15 protein-coding genes are annotated in these 13,340 nt (G+C 68.7%); 11 read left to right on the top strand and 4 right to left on the bottom strand.

The features are described from left to right. Positions 1 to 155: 155 nt before the first annotated feature. The 4 genes from OG422_RS16000 to OG422_RS15985 all read right to left on the bottom strand — a co-directional run bounded on the left by OG422_RS16000 (position 156) and on the right by OG422_RS15985 (position 3,201). A complete protein-coding gene (locus tag OG422_RS16000) occupies positions 156 to 812 on the bottom strand; it encodes a Crp/Fnr family transcriptional regulator (RefSeq protein WP_405743443.1) in 657 nt (218 codons plus the stop codon). Positions 813 to 834: 22 nt separating this feature from the next. Continuing rightward, the gene (locus OG422_RS15995) at positions 835 to 1,326 is read right to left on the bottom strand and encodes a Pycsar system effector family protein (protein ID WP_405743442.1); all 492 of its coding nucleotides are present in this window, start codon (positions 1,324 to 1,326) and stop codon (positions 835 to 837) included. Between the two features lie 328 nt (positions 1,327 to 1,654). Beyond that, positions 1,655 to 2,410 carry a glycosyltransferase family 2 protein gene (locus tag OG422_RS15990; RefSeq protein WP_405743441.1) on the bottom strand — a complete coding sequence of 252 codons (756 nt, stop codon included), beginning with the start codon at positions 2,408 to 2,410 and terminating at the stop codon, positions 1,655 to 1,657. Positions 2,411 to 2,412: 2 nt separating this feature from the next. Continuing rightward, positions 2,413 to 3,201 (bottom strand): GntR family transcriptional regulator, encoded by a 789-nt coding sequence (locus tag OG422_RS15985; protein ID WP_405743440.1) that lies wholly within the window; start codon positions 3,199 to 3,201, stop codon positions 2,413 to 2,415. Positions 3,202 to 3,691: 490 nt separating this feature from the next. On the opposite strand from OG422_RS15985, the gene OG422_RS15980 reads away from it, so the two are divergent. From OG422_RS15980 to OG422_RS15930, 11 genes are all read left to right on the top strand, one after another. Beyond that, positions 3,692 to 3,994: a hypothetical protein gene (locus OG422_RS15980; RefSeq protein WP_405743439.1), complete on the top strand. Its 303-nt coding sequence runs from the start codon at positions 3,692 to 3,694 to the stop codon at positions 3,992 to 3,994. Further along, the gene (locus OG422_RS15975; RefSeq protein WP_405743438.1) at positions 3,991 to 4,236 is read left to right on the top strand and encodes a hypothetical protein; all 246 of its coding nucleotides are present in this window, start codon (positions 3,991 to 3,993) and stop codon (positions 4,234 to 4,236) included. The genes OG422_RS15980 and OG422_RS15975 overlap by 4 nt, the downstream gene beginning before the upstream one ends. A gap of 25 nt (positions 4,237 to 4,261) precedes the next feature. Then, entirely contained in the window at positions 4,262 to 5,506 is a 1,245-nt protein-coding gene (locus OG422_RS15970; protein WP_405743437.1) for a hypothetical protein, read from the top strand. A gap of 182 nt (positions 5,507 to 5,688) precedes the next feature. Continuing rightward, entirely contained in the window at positions 5,689 to 7,860 is a 2,172-nt protein-coding gene (locus OG422_RS15965) for a cell division protein FtsK (RefSeq protein ID WP_405743436.1), read from the top strand. Positions 7,861 to 8,000: 140 nt separating this feature from the next. Next, the gene (locus OG422_RS15960; RefSeq protein ID WP_405743435.1) at positions 8,001 to 8,252 is read left to right on the top strand and encodes a hypothetical protein; all 252 of its coding nucleotides are present in this window, start codon (positions 8,001 to 8,003) and stop codon (positions 8,250 to 8,252) included. 64 nt (positions 8,253 to 8,316) lie between these two features. Beyond that, complete coding sequence (locus OG422_RS15955; RefSeq protein ID WP_143942575.1) at positions 8,317 to 8,505, top strand: hypothetical protein; 189 nt, start codon at positions 8,317 to 8,319, stop codon at positions 8,503 to 8,505. 11 nt (positions 8,506 to 8,516) lie between these two features. Then, positions 8,517 to 9,125: a hypothetical protein gene (locus OG422_RS15950; protein WP_405743434.1), complete on the top strand. Its 609-nt coding sequence runs from the start codon at positions 8,517 to 8,519 to the stop codon at positions 9,123 to 9,125. 5 nt (positions 9,126 to 9,130) lie between these two features. After that, positions 9,131 to 9,526, top strand: a complete 396-nt coding sequence (locus OG422_RS15945; protein ID WP_405743433.1) for a hypothetical protein — start codon at positions 9,131 to 9,133, stop codon at positions 9,524 to 9,526. A 90-nt stretch (positions 9,527 to 9,616) separates the two neighbouring features. Next, positions 9,617 to 11,419, top strand: a complete 1,803-nt coding sequence (locus tag OG422_RS15940; RefSeq protein ID WP_405743432.1) for a DnaB-like helicase N-terminal domain-containing protein — start codon at positions 9,617 to 9,619, stop codon at positions 11,417 to 11,419. Between the two features lie 250 nt (positions 11,420 to 11,669). Next, positions 11,670 to 11,846, top strand: a complete 177-nt coding sequence (locus OG422_RS15935; RefSeq protein WP_384592194.1) for a helix-turn-helix transcriptional regulator — start codon at positions 11,670 to 11,672, stop codon at positions 11,844 to 11,846. A gap of 62 nt (positions 11,847 to 11,908) precedes the next feature. Then, a complete protein-coding gene (locus OG422_RS15930; RefSeq protein ID WP_405743431.1) occupies positions 11,909 to 13,285 on the top strand; it encodes a tyrosine-type recombinase/integrase in 1,377 nt (458 codons plus the stop codon). Positions 13,286 to 13,340: the final 55 nt, after the last annotated feature.

Here is a 13,340-nt window from a genome sequence, read left to right as displayed (position 1 = left end):
AGCCCGGTAGGGCCACAAGGGCTCCCAAGAAGGTGTCATCAGCTGTCTTCCTCTTGTCGGGGTGGTCGAAAGCCACTCTGACGGCGAAGGCGGCACCACACCGTCCAGCATTGGACGGTACGAAAGTGATGTGCGTCACGAAAGTGTTGCTGTTGTCAGTCCTCGCAGAGCTCGGCGAGGGCAAGACTGTCCCTGATGACCAGACGCCCCCGCCCCAGCTCAAGGACGTGTGCATCATGAAGCGCTCGCAACACGGCCATCGCCGACGAGCGGCTCATCGAAGCCATCGCAGCCAACTCATCTCGGGACATGCCGAGCTGGAGGGTGATGACACCGCCGTCCGCGCGCTCGCCGATTTCTACCGCCAGGTATCGAATCACTCGGGCCACACGAGCCTGAGGTGGCAGCCTCGTTAATGCCGTGCGTAGCTGCTCGTTGTCGTGCATACGTTGAATAGCGAGACGATAGATGACTGGGTTGAGGCCGTGCCGGTCGACATATCCTCGAAACGCATGCGCGGGGAGCACAATCCCGATACATTCGGAAACTGCCTTCACAGAGGCCGATCGAGGCTTGTCGAGCAGTGCACCAATTTCCCCAAGCACCTCTCCTTTCCCGCGCAGCGCCAGGGGCACCTCCGCCCCGCCTTCCGCTACCTGGGTAATCTTGACGATTCCGTTCACCAAAGCGATGACGAAGTCGGGTGATTCTCCTTGATGAAACAACCATGTGGCTCGCGCATAGCGGCGCCTCTGCCCTAGATGCAGCAAGCCATTCCAGGCAACACCCGAGACCAGGTCACGAAAGTTCACCTCCCCCACCCCCGCGGTTTTCTCACCCGATTACAGCCGAGGCAGCAAGCACGGAGCAGCCCATCACCGCTAGTACAAATGAGAGCTGCACTCGACGGTGCTTGGTCCAGGCGATCTCGCTCATGACCACGATCTGTCGCGACAAGGCAGACAGCGCGGTACCCGACCGCAGAGCCGCCTCCAGTGCCTCTGGCTCGAAGTGGCGGAGATGCCCGAAGTACAGGTAGTCGTCGTCCGGGTCGGGCCCTCTGCGCTCTAGTCTCAAGTTGGGGGCTACCGCAGCGGCAGCGAGAACGGCTCCGACGAGGAGGATGCCCCCCCCTACCCACAGCAGCACCTGACTGGGCACCGAACGCACGCCAGTACCGTGGCCAGAGGTAGCTAATACCCCGACCAGGGCCAGCACTGTCGACTGAACACTGAGAGCGATGGACGCCTTGGTATCCGCCTTCCCTGTCCAATCGACCAATGCGGCCTGAATCTTCCAGGCTGTTTCCAGCGGGTCAGCGGCCACCCTGCGTCCTCCTGATACGTTCGTACTGAGCTGGGTTGATCTGCTCCCAGGATCTGACACCGCTCCTGGGAGCAGATCAACTTCTCGATGAATTGGCTCGAATTGATCGCCCCCTCTCCGCGGCCACCTCAATGAACTTCTTTGACTCGATGGGGTGCCCGGTTGTTACAGGACACTCGTGTTGCCAGAGTGGTTGCCCCGTCGACGCTCGTCGACGCTCGTCGAAATCGAACTGAAGAACTTGGCAGGCAACACTGCAAAGAGCAAGCAGAATGGCTGTGCCCAGCGAGACAGACCTCACCGGACACAGCCATCAGATTGAAGCGAATCAGCCCTCGAACCGCCAATTCCCCATAGCCGCCAGCGCCCGGGCCCGCGCCTGCACCACCGCGAACCGGGCCTCGCGCTCCCGCTCATCGGCGTGCGCCGGCTGGCTCGTGACCTGTCCGGGCCACTTCCGGTAGAGCAGCCCGGTCTCCGCGGAGAACCAGCCGCGGGCGACCGCGCTCAGCGCCAGCAGAAGCCCGGTGTCTTCGGAGGCGGGCAAGGCCATCCAGCCACCGAGGGCCAGAAGCAGATCGCGGCGAATGCACAGCGTCGCCGGATGCACCTGCGCGCGGAAGTTGTGCTCCTCCCAGTGCTCCAGGACCGCGCCGCGCTCGATGATGCCCTCGGGCGGGTCCTGGTCGAAGCCGACGGTGGAGCCATCGGGCATCAGGTCGAGTACGCGCGACGTGGCCCAGCCGATCGCCGGATCAGCGGTGAGGGCCTTCAGGTCACGGGCGAGGGAACCAGGCGTGAGCATGTCGTCCGCGTCCAGGACACGGATGTACTCGCCCTTCGCCCGGGAGAGCGCGAGAGTACGGGCCATCGCAGCGCGGCCGTGGCGGCCCTGACCGAAGCTGATCCGCGGGTCATCGGGCACATGCGGGCGGACCTCGTCCGTCTCGCCGTCCTCCTGGATCACCCACTGCCAGTCCCAGCCGTCCGGGAGTTCCTGCTCCAGCAGCGACTTGTAGGCGTCGGCGAGGTACTGGGCGGCCGGCGGGTGGACCGCCGTCATCACCGTGATCACGTTCGTCATCGTCACCACCGGGCCAGGGGCGTCGTGAAGACCATCTCGGTGCGGTCGCCGGGCAGGATGACGTCGGAGACCTCCACCACCCGGTCGGTGGTGTCGGTCGAGATCTTGCGGAGTTGGAACACGGAGACGCCCTTCTGGAGGCCGAGTTCCTCGGCCTCCTCTGCTGTCGGAGGCCGGGCCATGATGCGTTCCTCGATGCGGTCCAGCTCGATGCCGAGGGTCAGCAGCTGGTTCTGCGTGCCGCCCGCCCACGGTTCGTTGGCCTCATCGAGAAGATCCGGGTTCGCCGAGACGACCTCGTGAACGAGGTAGGAGGTGACGAGGCTGAACGGCGCGTCGCCTTCGCGCGGGAAGGTGCGGTAGTTCCGCTCCAGCAGGAGCGTGCCCTCCGGTACGGAGAAGACGGCCGCCAGGTCCTCGTTGGCCGACACCTCGCGGAATTCGGCCTTGAAGGCGAGGTCGGAGACGGTGAGGCCGGTGTCGTGCTCGGTGGAGCCGGTCTTCTCGCGCTCCGCCTGGACGAGGCGCGCCCGGTCCTTCTCCCACTGATGGCGCTCGTTGTTCCGCTCCACCCGCGGCCGTGGCTTGCGGACGAAGTTGCCGATGCCGTGGCGCTTGTCGATCAGCCCCTCGGCGTGCAGCTCACGCAGCGCGTCGCGCATCGTCGGCACGCTGGTCCGGTACTGCTCGGCGAGCTTGGTCTCCGCCGGCAACTTCTCGCCCGGCCGGAGCTGGCCTGCGCGGATGTCCTGGCGCAGCGCGTCGGCGATCCGCTCGTACTTCTTGGCCATGGGTCCGCTCGCCGTCCGTCTCGTGTGCCGTTCCGTCCGTCTCGCCGGACAGCCTCAGCATAAGTCCTCAAGAGGAGTTGACGACGGCGAGCGAGCCCCCTACCTTCATCACATCGACTCCTAAAGAGGAGTTGAGGACAAGAGGTCTTCATGACTCTTGTCCGGTCGAGCCTGCCGAAAACCGAGGAAGGCGACTGCTGTCGCGCGCCGAGGGGACCGACGGGAACCGGCTGTTCCTTGAGAACTGAATCGCACGGCGCCTGGCAAGCAGACCGTGCACTGACCAGTGCTTTTAGCCCCGGTGCCGCCGTTTCCCAGCGGCACCGGCGGCCATGACCGCTCGTTTCGACGAGCGGTTGCCACGCCCACCTCGCAGAGGCCAACCGGCGTGCTCACCGCATATCTGCCGGGTCGGCGGCACTCCCGTGCAAAGGACATCGCTGCCGTCCCGTGCCCTCCCTGTCCACTGAGCCCACTTCAGGAGAGCGCCATGAATGTCGTAATCGGCGGCTTTGAGCCTGGCTTCGATGACCCGATGGCCCTGACCATCGGCACACCGCCCGAACTCTGGCTTGGCGTCCCGGGCGAGTCGGAGGAAGAGCGGCTGACCCGCCTGGCGGCAGCTGCCGACATCCTCGCCGAGGAACCGGGGCTGACGGACCTCGTGACCCGCATCGTCGTGAACGCCCTCAAGACGGAGACCCCCGACCTACTCGCCCACCGGCGACGCCGCACCGCCCGCACCGACCACCGCCCGCACGCCCGCACCCTCCCGGAAGGACTCGCCTCTTGAACGGCTACTTCGACTACGACGAGTACGGCCTCGCCGAGGACTACGACTTCACGCCCGCGGACGCTCCGCAGCGGAAGCCCGCCGCCGGGTGCGACAACTGCCTGTTGCTGCCGGGCGAGGCCGTGACCGTGGGAGCCTTGACGGTCGTGTGCGCCTGCTGGATGGGACGGGGCGCCTCCGTGGAGGCGTGCCGCTGCGGGCCCAGGGAGGGGGACACACCCGGTGGCGACATCCCGGACTGATCCCTCCCCCTCACCAGCCCCCAGCGTGGCAACCGAACAGGACGCCGCCACCGCCCGGAAGGCGATTCAGCAGCTGGAGAAGGTCGGTCAGCTCGTGACCCGCTCCCTGCTCACCATCGGCTTCGGCGCGCTGGTGTTCACCTGCATCAACGTGACGAGCTTCGCCATCTCGCACGATGTCCCCGGCTGGGTGGCGTGGATGCTCGACCCGCTGGCGTCGTTGGCCCTGTTGACCGTGTTGTACGTCGACGGGGTCCTGGCCGAACAGGGCGGGTACAGCCCGAGCGGCTGGCCGTTCCTGCTCCGCTGGTTCGCCGGACTGGCCACCTGGATCATGAACTGCTGGCAGAGCCTCTTCCCGGACGGGTACTTCCGCCTCGTCCCCTCGCAGGCGGACGCCGGCGGCCTTCTGCTCCACTCGGTGGCCCCGCTCCTGCTCATCGCGCTCGCCGAGGCATCGGCCGGGTACCGGACCTACCTCGCCGGGAAATGCGCGGAACACCGGCTCACCGTCAAGGCGTATCAGGAGACGGTGGCCGCCGAACGGGCCGCGCGAGCCCAACAAGCTCGCGAAGAGCGCGAGCGGGCCGAGGAAGCAGAACGCGCGCAGGAGCAGGAACGGGCCCGACTGGCCCAGGAGCAAGCCCAGCGCCAGGCCGAACGCGAGGATCGCGAACACGCCGCGCGGCTCGCCGACGGAGCCCGGCAGGCAGAAATCGAGAAGGCTCGCGAGCTGGACCGGATCGCGAGAGAGAAGGAGGAACGCGAGGCCCGCCGCACGGCCGAGCGGCTGCGTGCCCAGGCAGAAATCGAGGCCGCGGAGCGCGACCGGGAAGCCGAACGCGAAAGGCTCCGTATCAAGGCGGAAGCCGAGGCCAGGACCCATGAGGAGAACGAGCGGGCCAAGCGCCGGGCAGCCGCGGAACGACGTGCCCGCGCGCCACAGGCACCCGTACGGCACCACCAGCCCGCCTCGGAAAGTCCCTCGAAGAAGCAGCTTGCCAGCGTCTCGATTTCCGACGGACGCACCTCGAACCGCGAGGAACGCATCCCTCGCGAAGTGCGCGCGGCTCAGCGGGAGCGGGCCGAACGCGAGGCCGCAGCGGCGCTTCTCGATAACCGCGCGCCGGACCCCGTCCAGCTCGCGAAGGCGTACGGCCTCGGCGAAACCTGGGGCGGTGACCGCATCCGTGCGGCGCGACGACGGCTGGCCAACGAGGACGGCTCCGAGGACGCGGTCATCGCCGCGGTGCTCGAAGTGAGTGCCTGAGCGACCGCCTACGCGGCGGCACGCAGATCACAGACGGGATCGGCGCCCACGGCTTCCGCACCCCATCGACACACCACAGCGCCGGGCCGTACGCCCTTCGCTGACCTGCCGCGGGGCGGCCGTCCACGACCAAGCGACCGGCCGCCCCGCGCGTCCCTCAACGCCTCGGAAGGACCCGCGCATTGAAGCATGAGGACGAGGAGAAATCGTCCGAGCACCGCGAGCCGGAACCCCGGCCCGCCCACACCACAGACACCGACGAACCCGACGCGGAAATCGTCGACTTGAATGCAGCACGCGACGCCCGCGCCCTCGCTGCCGACCCGGACGCGGTCACGCTGGTCGACGGCCCTGCGCCCTCCGGCCCCGGACTCCTGGCCCGCCTCGCCGGGGCCAAGCGTCGGGCGGTACTGCCCGGCTGGCTCCGCTCCCGCCAGGAGCTGACCACCGCCGTGAAGTGGGTGGCCGGTCACTACGGCCACCTCACCGCGTACCACGGCATCCGTTCCCCGCTCTACGCCGCGCGCCTCGTCCTTCAGGCGCCGCGCGGCACCGCCCGCTTCCTGAGCGGGGCGATGCGGTGGGTGGCGGACCGCGAGGGGGAGCCGGTCCGGCTGGCGGCGGTGCGCCGCGAGGACGCCGCCGACTACCTCAAGCTCTCCCGCCAGCGCGACGGCCGGGTACGGCTGCGCACTCTGACCGCCGTCCTGGCCGCGTTCGTCGGCACGTCCACGGCTCTGGCGCTGTACGTCCTGGCTCCGGGGTGGCTGCAATCCGTATCCGTCGGCGCCCTCGTGCTGGCGCTCGGCTGGACCGGTACCCCCGCCGATTCCCCGGTCATCACCCGCGCCGTGGAGACCTCCAAGGCGCCGAAGCTCACCAGCGACATCGTGCTGCGCGCGCTCGGAGCGCTGGGCATCCCGGCGATCAACCAGGCTCAGTCCAAGGGACGGGACGGCTTCAGCTTCACCGCGCCCATCACCCGCGACGGTCCCGGATGGCGAGCCGAAGGCGATCTGCCGTACGGCGTGACGGTCACCGACGTCATCGACCGCCGCGAGAAACTCGCCTCCGGCCTGCGCCGCCCTCTCGGTTGCGTCTGGCCCGAGGCGATACCGGACGAGCACACCGGGCGGCTGGTCCTGTGGGTCGGCGACCAGGACATGTCCAAGGCGAGGAAGCCGAAGTGGCCGCTGCTGACCGGCGGCAGCGTCGACCTGTTCAAGCCGGTGCCGTTCGGCACCGACCCACGCGGGCGCTGGGTCGACGTGACGCTGATGTACATCGCGGGGATCATCGGCGCCATCCCACGCATGGGCAAAACCTTCCTGTTGCGGCTTCTCCTGCTGATCGCCGCGCTGGACCCGCGTGCCGAGCTGCACACGTACGACATGAAGGGCACCGGCGATCTGGACCCGGTCGGCGACCGGGTCTCCCACCGGCACGGCGCCGGGGACGATGACGAGGTCATCGAGTACGCCCTCCGCGACTTCCGCGCCCTGCGCGAGGAGCTACGGCGCCGCACCAAGGTGATCCGCTCGCTCCCCCGCGACCTGTGCCCGGAATCGAAGGTCACCAGCGAACTGGCCGACAAGAAGGACCTTCGGCTGCACCCCATCGTGATCGGGGTGGACGAATGCCAGGTCCTCTTCGAACACCCCACCCACAGCGGCGAGTTCGAGGAGATCTGCACCGACCTCGTCAAGCGTGGCCCGGCCACCGGCATCGTATTGCTGCTGGCCACGCAGCGGCCGGACGCCAAGGCGCTCCCCACTGGCATCTCGGCGAACGCCTCGGCCCGGTGGTGCCTGAAGGTCATGGGCCAGGTCGAGAACGACATGGTCCTCGGCACCAGCTCCTACAAGCGCGGCGTACGCGCCACGATGTTCTCCTGGGCCGACAAGGGCGTCCACTACTTCGTCGGTGAAGGCGCCGACGCCCGGATCGTCGGCGCCGCCTACGTCGACAGCGTCGGCGCGGACGCCATCGCCGTCCGCGCCCGCCAGGCCCGCCAGAAGGCCGGCCTGCTCTCCGGACACGCCCTGGGCGAAGAGCCGGAGCAGAACGCCACCGCCTCCTACGACCTGCTCGCCGACATTGCACTTGTGGTGCCGGAGTCCGAGGAGCGGGTCTGGAACGAGCGGATCGCCACCCGGCTCGCCGATCTCCGCCCGGACGTCTACGCGGGCTGGGTGGGCGAGAACGTCACCACCGCGCTCAAGCCGTTTGGCATCAGGACCCGCGGCGTGGCTGGCACCTCGGACGAGGGCGCCCGCACCACCCGCCGCGGCATCGTCCGCGCCGATCTCACCTCTGCGATTGCGGAACGTAGCGGATCGCTGAAGGCGGCATAGCCCCGCCGGGTCGCTACCGGTAGCGGGGGCACCCGCTACCGGTAGCACCTCCGCTAGCAGCCCAAATGGGCTCCCACCAGCCCCGTAGCGCGAAGCACCCCACCAGCAAAGACCACAGAAAACTCCAGAGAGGCCCTGCGATGACCCCGACGACTGCTGCTGTCACGCTCTTCACGATCGTGACGCTTGGTTATCTCGCGCTCTGTGCGGTCAGCCCGTTCGGCAACTGCCGCAAGTGCCGCGGCTTCGGCTTCTACATGAAGACCGACCGCAGGGGCCGCCCGCGCCCCGGCCGGACCTGCCGCCGGTGCCGCGGCGACCGCAAGCGCATCCGCATGGGCCGGCACCTCTACAACGTCGCCGCCCGGACCCACCGCGACGGCACCCGCTGATCACGACGGGCCCGCCCGCCCCAGCACCTCCACCCCACCACCGAACCGATCAAGGAGTACCTCCATGGCCGTCACCATCTCGCTCGCCGCGCTCTTCGGAATCGTCCTGGCCCTCCTGCTCCGCGCCCGGACGCTCGGCTACGGCTCCGCCTTCATCGCCATGATGTTCGGCTTCTACCTCGCCTCCACGGGCGCGGCCACGACCGTCAACGAACTCACCAACGCGGCTGTCGAAGCCCTCCGGAACCTGTAGGGGGAAGCCCGGTGAGTGAGTACACCGTCCTGGCGAAGCGCCCCCGGAGGGCAGCCGCCGCCAAGTTAGCTCCCGTCATCGCCACATCAGCAGTGCTGATCCTGGCCCGCATCTGGAACGCGAACGGTGCCGAGCATTCCCTGGGCGATGCCTGGCTGATGGGCACGCTGGCCGTCTACTCCTGCGCCGCGGGCGCCTTCTCCGCCATCGGGTACGCCAGCGCCCCGGCCATCACCGGGACCGCCTTCGCCGCGTCCGCCGCGTTCGCCCTCGCGGGAGTCGCCGCCTACGCGGACGGCTGGTCGCTGCCGCTCCTGCTGTGGGGCATCGCCACGGTGCTCGCGTACGCCCTGGCCCACCGGCACTGGCGCACGGATCGCCGCGAGACCACCGCGTACGAACGCCGCCTCGCCGAGAAGCGCGAGGACCACGCCCACATCGAGCGCGTCGAAGCGCTGCGTGGCCAGACCCAGATCACCGTCGCCCGCGACCAGGCCGTCTACGCGGCCCACCTCGCCGCGGCCCTCACCACCCGCGCCGCCCTCCCCGGCTTCGACGCCGCGGCGCTCACCGAGGCCGGTCTCCCCGAACTCCCGGCCACCCGCACCACGGAGGAATGAGCCCCATGAACAACCCGCGTGGCGACGTACGCCTTCGCGCCGCCGAACCGGCCGAGGCATACGCCGATGCGCCGCGACTCCTCGCCGAGATGCGGTGGGTCACCGACCAGGTGGCTACGCGGCCGCTCGGCAACGACCTCGGCCGGGAGTTCTGGCTCCGCAAGGCCGCGCTCCTGGACCGCATCGCGCTCGTGGAGACGGACGAGAGGCACAAGGCCGAAGCCGACACCATCGCGGCCAAGGCCGCTCACCACCTGGCGCGGTACGACCGCGAACGCGGCTCCGGCCCGTTCGCCACCCGCAACGGGCCGATCCCGCCCGACTCTCCGCAGTGGGGGTCGAGCTACCGGCCGTACGTCCGCCAGGAATACGCCGCCTGGCAGCAGATCACCCGGGGCTGACGCACCGAGGCGGTGGCACTCCCGTGCAAGGACAACGCCACCGCCCCGGCTCTCCCTGCTCATCCGAAGACAGAACAGGAGGTCTCCATCATGTCACCCGAGGCCGCACCGGAGCCGTACCACAGCAATGTGCGGCCTCCCCACAGCGACCTCTCGCGCGTCGCCGTCGGGCAACCGCCCCAGGACCTCGAAGCCGAACAGTCCGTACTCGGCGCCATGCTGCTGTCCGCCCAGGCCATCGCCGACGTGGTCGAAACGCTGGACGCCGCCGACTACTACCGGCCCGCCCACGAGACGGTTCACCGCGCGATCTGCGAGCTGCACGACCAGGGGCAGTCGGCCGACCCGATCACCGTCGCCCACCATCTCGGCAAACGCGGCGACCTGGCCCGCGTCGGTGGAGCGCCCTACCTCCACACCCTCGTGGAGTCCGTGCCGACCGCGGCCAACGCGGAGTACTACGCCGAGATCGTGCGGGAGAAGGCCGAGCGACGCCGCCTGATCGAGGCCGGCACGCGGCTCGTCCAGGCCGCGTCCGCCCCGAACGCCGACCCCCACCAGCTCCGCGCCGCGCTGCTCACGCAGATCACGGAGCTGACCGCCCGGCCGACGGAACCGGCCACCGAGGACGCGGCGCCCGCCGGTCCGCCGAACCCGCTCTACGACCGGCGACCGGGCCTCCACCGCCCCCATCGGCCCGGCCCGACCCCACATCCGGACGTGTTCTGCGGCTGGCTCGGCGAGACGGTCCGCGAGCTGGACCCGACCACGGAGGCGGACCCCATCGCCGTACTCGCCAACCTGCTCTCCGCCGCAGGCGCGATCATCGGCCGACGCCCCCACCTCATGGTGGGCAACGACCGTCATCCCTCCCTCATCTGGGCCCTGACGATCGGCCCCACCTCCTCCGGCCGCAAGGGCTCCGCGACCTCCACCGCCCGCCGCGTCCTGGCCGAGGCCCTGCCGGACTGCTTCGGCCCCGACCACACCCCACGCGGCCTGAACTCCGGCGAAGGTCTCATCGAGTACGTCAAAGACGACACCGGCGAGATGGCCGCCCCCGCCAGCATCGACAAGCGGCTGTGGGTCGTGGAATCGGAGTACGCCGTCACCATGAGCCGCGGCCGGCGGGAAGGCTCCAGCCTGCCCGGTGTCCTGCGGCAGGCATGGGACGGCGACTCCCTCGGCTCGATGGTCCGCGACTCCCTCAAGGCCACCGATCCGCACATCGCGATCCTGGGACACATCACCCCGGAGGAGTTCCGGGCCAAGATGCAGGACTCCGAGATGGCCGGCGGCACGTACAACCGCTTCCTGCCGATCTTCTGCCACCGCAACCTGATCCTGCCCGGGTCGCGGGGCGCCAGCGTCGAACTGATCACCAACCTGGCGGCCAGCTGGCGCACCGTCCTCGCCGACGCCGCCCGCATCGACGAGGTCCAATTCAGCGACTCTGCCTGGGAGTTGTACTGCGACCAGGTCTACCCGGCCCTGAGCGATGACTCGGCCGGCGGCGTCATCACGCAGTTCACCGCCCGCGCCGCCCCGTACGTCCAGCGCGTCGCCATGGTCTACGCCCTGTGCGACCACACCGCCACGATCTCCGCAGCCCACTTGCGGGCCGCGTGGCAACTCCTCAACTACGCCCGCGCGTCCGCCGTCCACCTGCTCGGCGGCACCACCGGCGACCCGAAGGTCAACAAGCTCGCCGAAGCGGTCCGCACGGCTGGCCCCGACGGCCTCACCGCCGACCGCATCCGCCGCCTGTTCAAGAACACCACCCGCCCCGAACGCGACCGCCTCGTAGCCCAGTTGCTCGACCTCCCCGGCTACACCCGCTTCCAAAAACCCACCGGTGGCCGCCCCACCACCGTCGTGAAGTACGCGGGCTGAGAACGGTAAGGGCGGTAGTGCCGGTATGCGCCCTGACCTGCGGAAACCTCGGAGCGATATGCGATGCGGTCGGCGGTGCGGTAAGCCCGCCGCCCCCTCGTAGCGGTCTTATCGCACCGCTCACCGCCCCGCATACCGCCCGCCTGAAACCCCAGGTCAAACGGCTTACCGCCGCTACCGCCCTTAACGCCCCCGACTCACCGCGCTCTCCCCCTCGATGAGAGGACCACTGCCCTTGCCCAAGGCCGAAATGCTCAAACTCCCCGAAGCCCTCACCGAGCTCAACATGTCCCGCGCTGCGTTCTACCGCATGCGCGCCCGCGGCCTCGGCCCTCGAATCGTCAAGTTGCCGAACGGACAGCTCCGTATCCGCCGTGCCGACCTCGACACCTGGCTGGTCGACCACGAAGAAGCTCCCGCCGCCTGATCCCCGCTCGGTGGGCCCGGCCCTCGTGGCCGGGCCCACTTCGTTGTCAGGAGAACAACTCAGTGCTGACCTTTGAATTCACGGTCTACACCATCCGGGAAAGGGCAAACCGCCCCAAGCCCTTTCAGCTTCGCTGGAAGGTGGGCCCGCGCACTCACTCAAAGAGCTACAGGACAAAGACGCTTGCCGACGGACGCCGCTCCCAGCTAATGGCAGCGGCACAGCGCGGCGAACAGTTCGATGTGGAAACCGGGCTTCCGAAGTCCGAACTGGAGGCGTCCAAACCGAAGCTGACCTGGCTCGACCACGCAACGGATTACGCCCGGATGAAATGGTCCGAAGCAGCATCAGCAAAGGGCCGGGCCACCCGCGCCGATGCGCTCGCGGCCGTCTCCGCCGCTCTGGTGCAGGACATGCGAGGAGCACCCGCACCGGCCGTACTGCGCCGCGCACTGACCGGCTACGCCTTCAACTTTTCCAAGCACCGCACGCCACCTCCCGACCACCTCGCCGCGGCGCTCACCTGGATTTCGGGAAAGTCTCTCCCCATGCCATCGCTGGAGGACGACTCCGAGGTGATCCGTATCGCCTTGAAGGCGCTGAGCACACGGCTCGACGGCAAGAAGGCCGCGGCGACGACCATCACGAACCGCCGTACGGTCTTCAACAACGCTCTCCGGTATGCCGTGGAACGAAAGCTCCTCACAGCCAATCCGCTGCCATCCATCGATTGGTCTCCGCCGCCGACGGACGACGAAATCGACCTGCGGTACGTCCCCAACCCACAGCAGGCGAAAGCCCTGATCGACGCTGTCGGGACGCTCGGCCCCCGCGGCGAGCATCTCCAGGCGTTCTTCGCATGCATCTACTACGCGGCTACCCGACCGGCCGAGGCCATGAATCTCCGGAAGTCCGACTGCACCCTTCCCGAAACCGGATGGGGCGTCCTGCTGCTCTCGGGCAGCGCGTCCCGAGTAGGAGCCGCCTGGACCGACGACGGCGAGTCCTACGAAGAACGCGGTCTGAAGCACCGGGCTCGCTCCTCCGTCCGCGATGTACCCATCCCGCCGGAGCTGGTGAAGATGCTGCTCGCTCATATCGAGCGGTTCGGCGTGGCACCAGACGGCCGACTGTTCCGGGCGGCACAAGGCGGGGTTGTGCTCAGCAAGGAGTACTCGGAGCTCTGGCAGAAGGCACGGAAGGCGGCCCTCACCGAGACGCAGGTGCTGCACCACTTCGCTGAGGTGCCGTACACCGGCCGTAAGGCGGGCATCTCGTTCTGGATCGCTTCCGGCGTCGATCCGACCGAAGTCGCCCGCCGCGCTGGCCACAGCGTGGCCGTCCTGCACAAGTTCTACGCCAAGGTCCTGGACGGCAGACGGGAGCACGCCAACGCCCTGATCGAGCAGGCCATGCGCGCGGCCGAGGCCGCGGAATGAGCCGAATCCTGGTCCACGGCTGGTCCACACAAGCTGATCCCGCGCGGGACATCCG

Origin of the sequence: Streptomyces sp. NBC_01525 (assembly GCF_045040405.1) — a bacterium.
Lineage (GTDB): Bacteria > Actinomycetota > Actinomycetes > Streptomycetales > Streptomycetaceae > Streptomyces > Streptomyces benahoarensis.
The sequence above is the reverse complement of the archived record's forward strand: the minus strand, read 5'-3'. Positions and strand labels throughout refer to the sequence as shown.

Excerpts from the sequence above, each read along its gene's own strand:
- OG422_RS15940 (WP_405743432.1), top strand. The coding sequence starts at position 9,617 with ATGTCACCCGAGGCCGCACCGGAGCCGTACCACAGCAATGTGCGGCCT.
- OG422_RS15990 (WP_405743441.1), bottom strand. The coding sequence starts at position 2,410 with ATGACGAACGTGATCACGGTGATGACGGCGGTCCACCCGCCGGCCGCC.
- OG422_RS15955 (WP_143942575.1), top strand. The coding sequence starts at position 8,317 with ATGGCCGTCACCATCTCGCTCGCCGCGCTCTTCGGAATCGTCCTGGCC.
- OG422_RS15935 (WP_384592194.1), top strand. The coding sequence starts at position 11,670 with ATGCTCAAACTCCCCGAAGCCCTCACCGAGCTCAACATGTCCCGCGCT.
- OG422_RS15985 (WP_405743440.1), bottom strand. The coding sequence starts at position 3,201 with ATGGCCAAGAAGTACGAGCGGATCGCCGACGCGCTGCGCCAGGACATC.
- OG422_RS15980 (WP_405743439.1), top strand. The coding sequence starts at position 3,692 with ATGAATGTCGTAATCGGCGGCTTTGAGCCTGGCTTCGATGACCCGATG.
- OG422_RS15945 (WP_405743433.1), top strand. The coding sequence starts at position 9,131 with ATGAACAACCCGCGTGGCGACGTACGCCTTCGCGCCGCCGAACCGGCC.
- OG422_RS15960 (WP_405743435.1), top strand. The coding sequence starts at position 8,001 with ATGACCCCGACGACTGCTGCTGTCACGCTCTTCACGATCGTGACGCTT.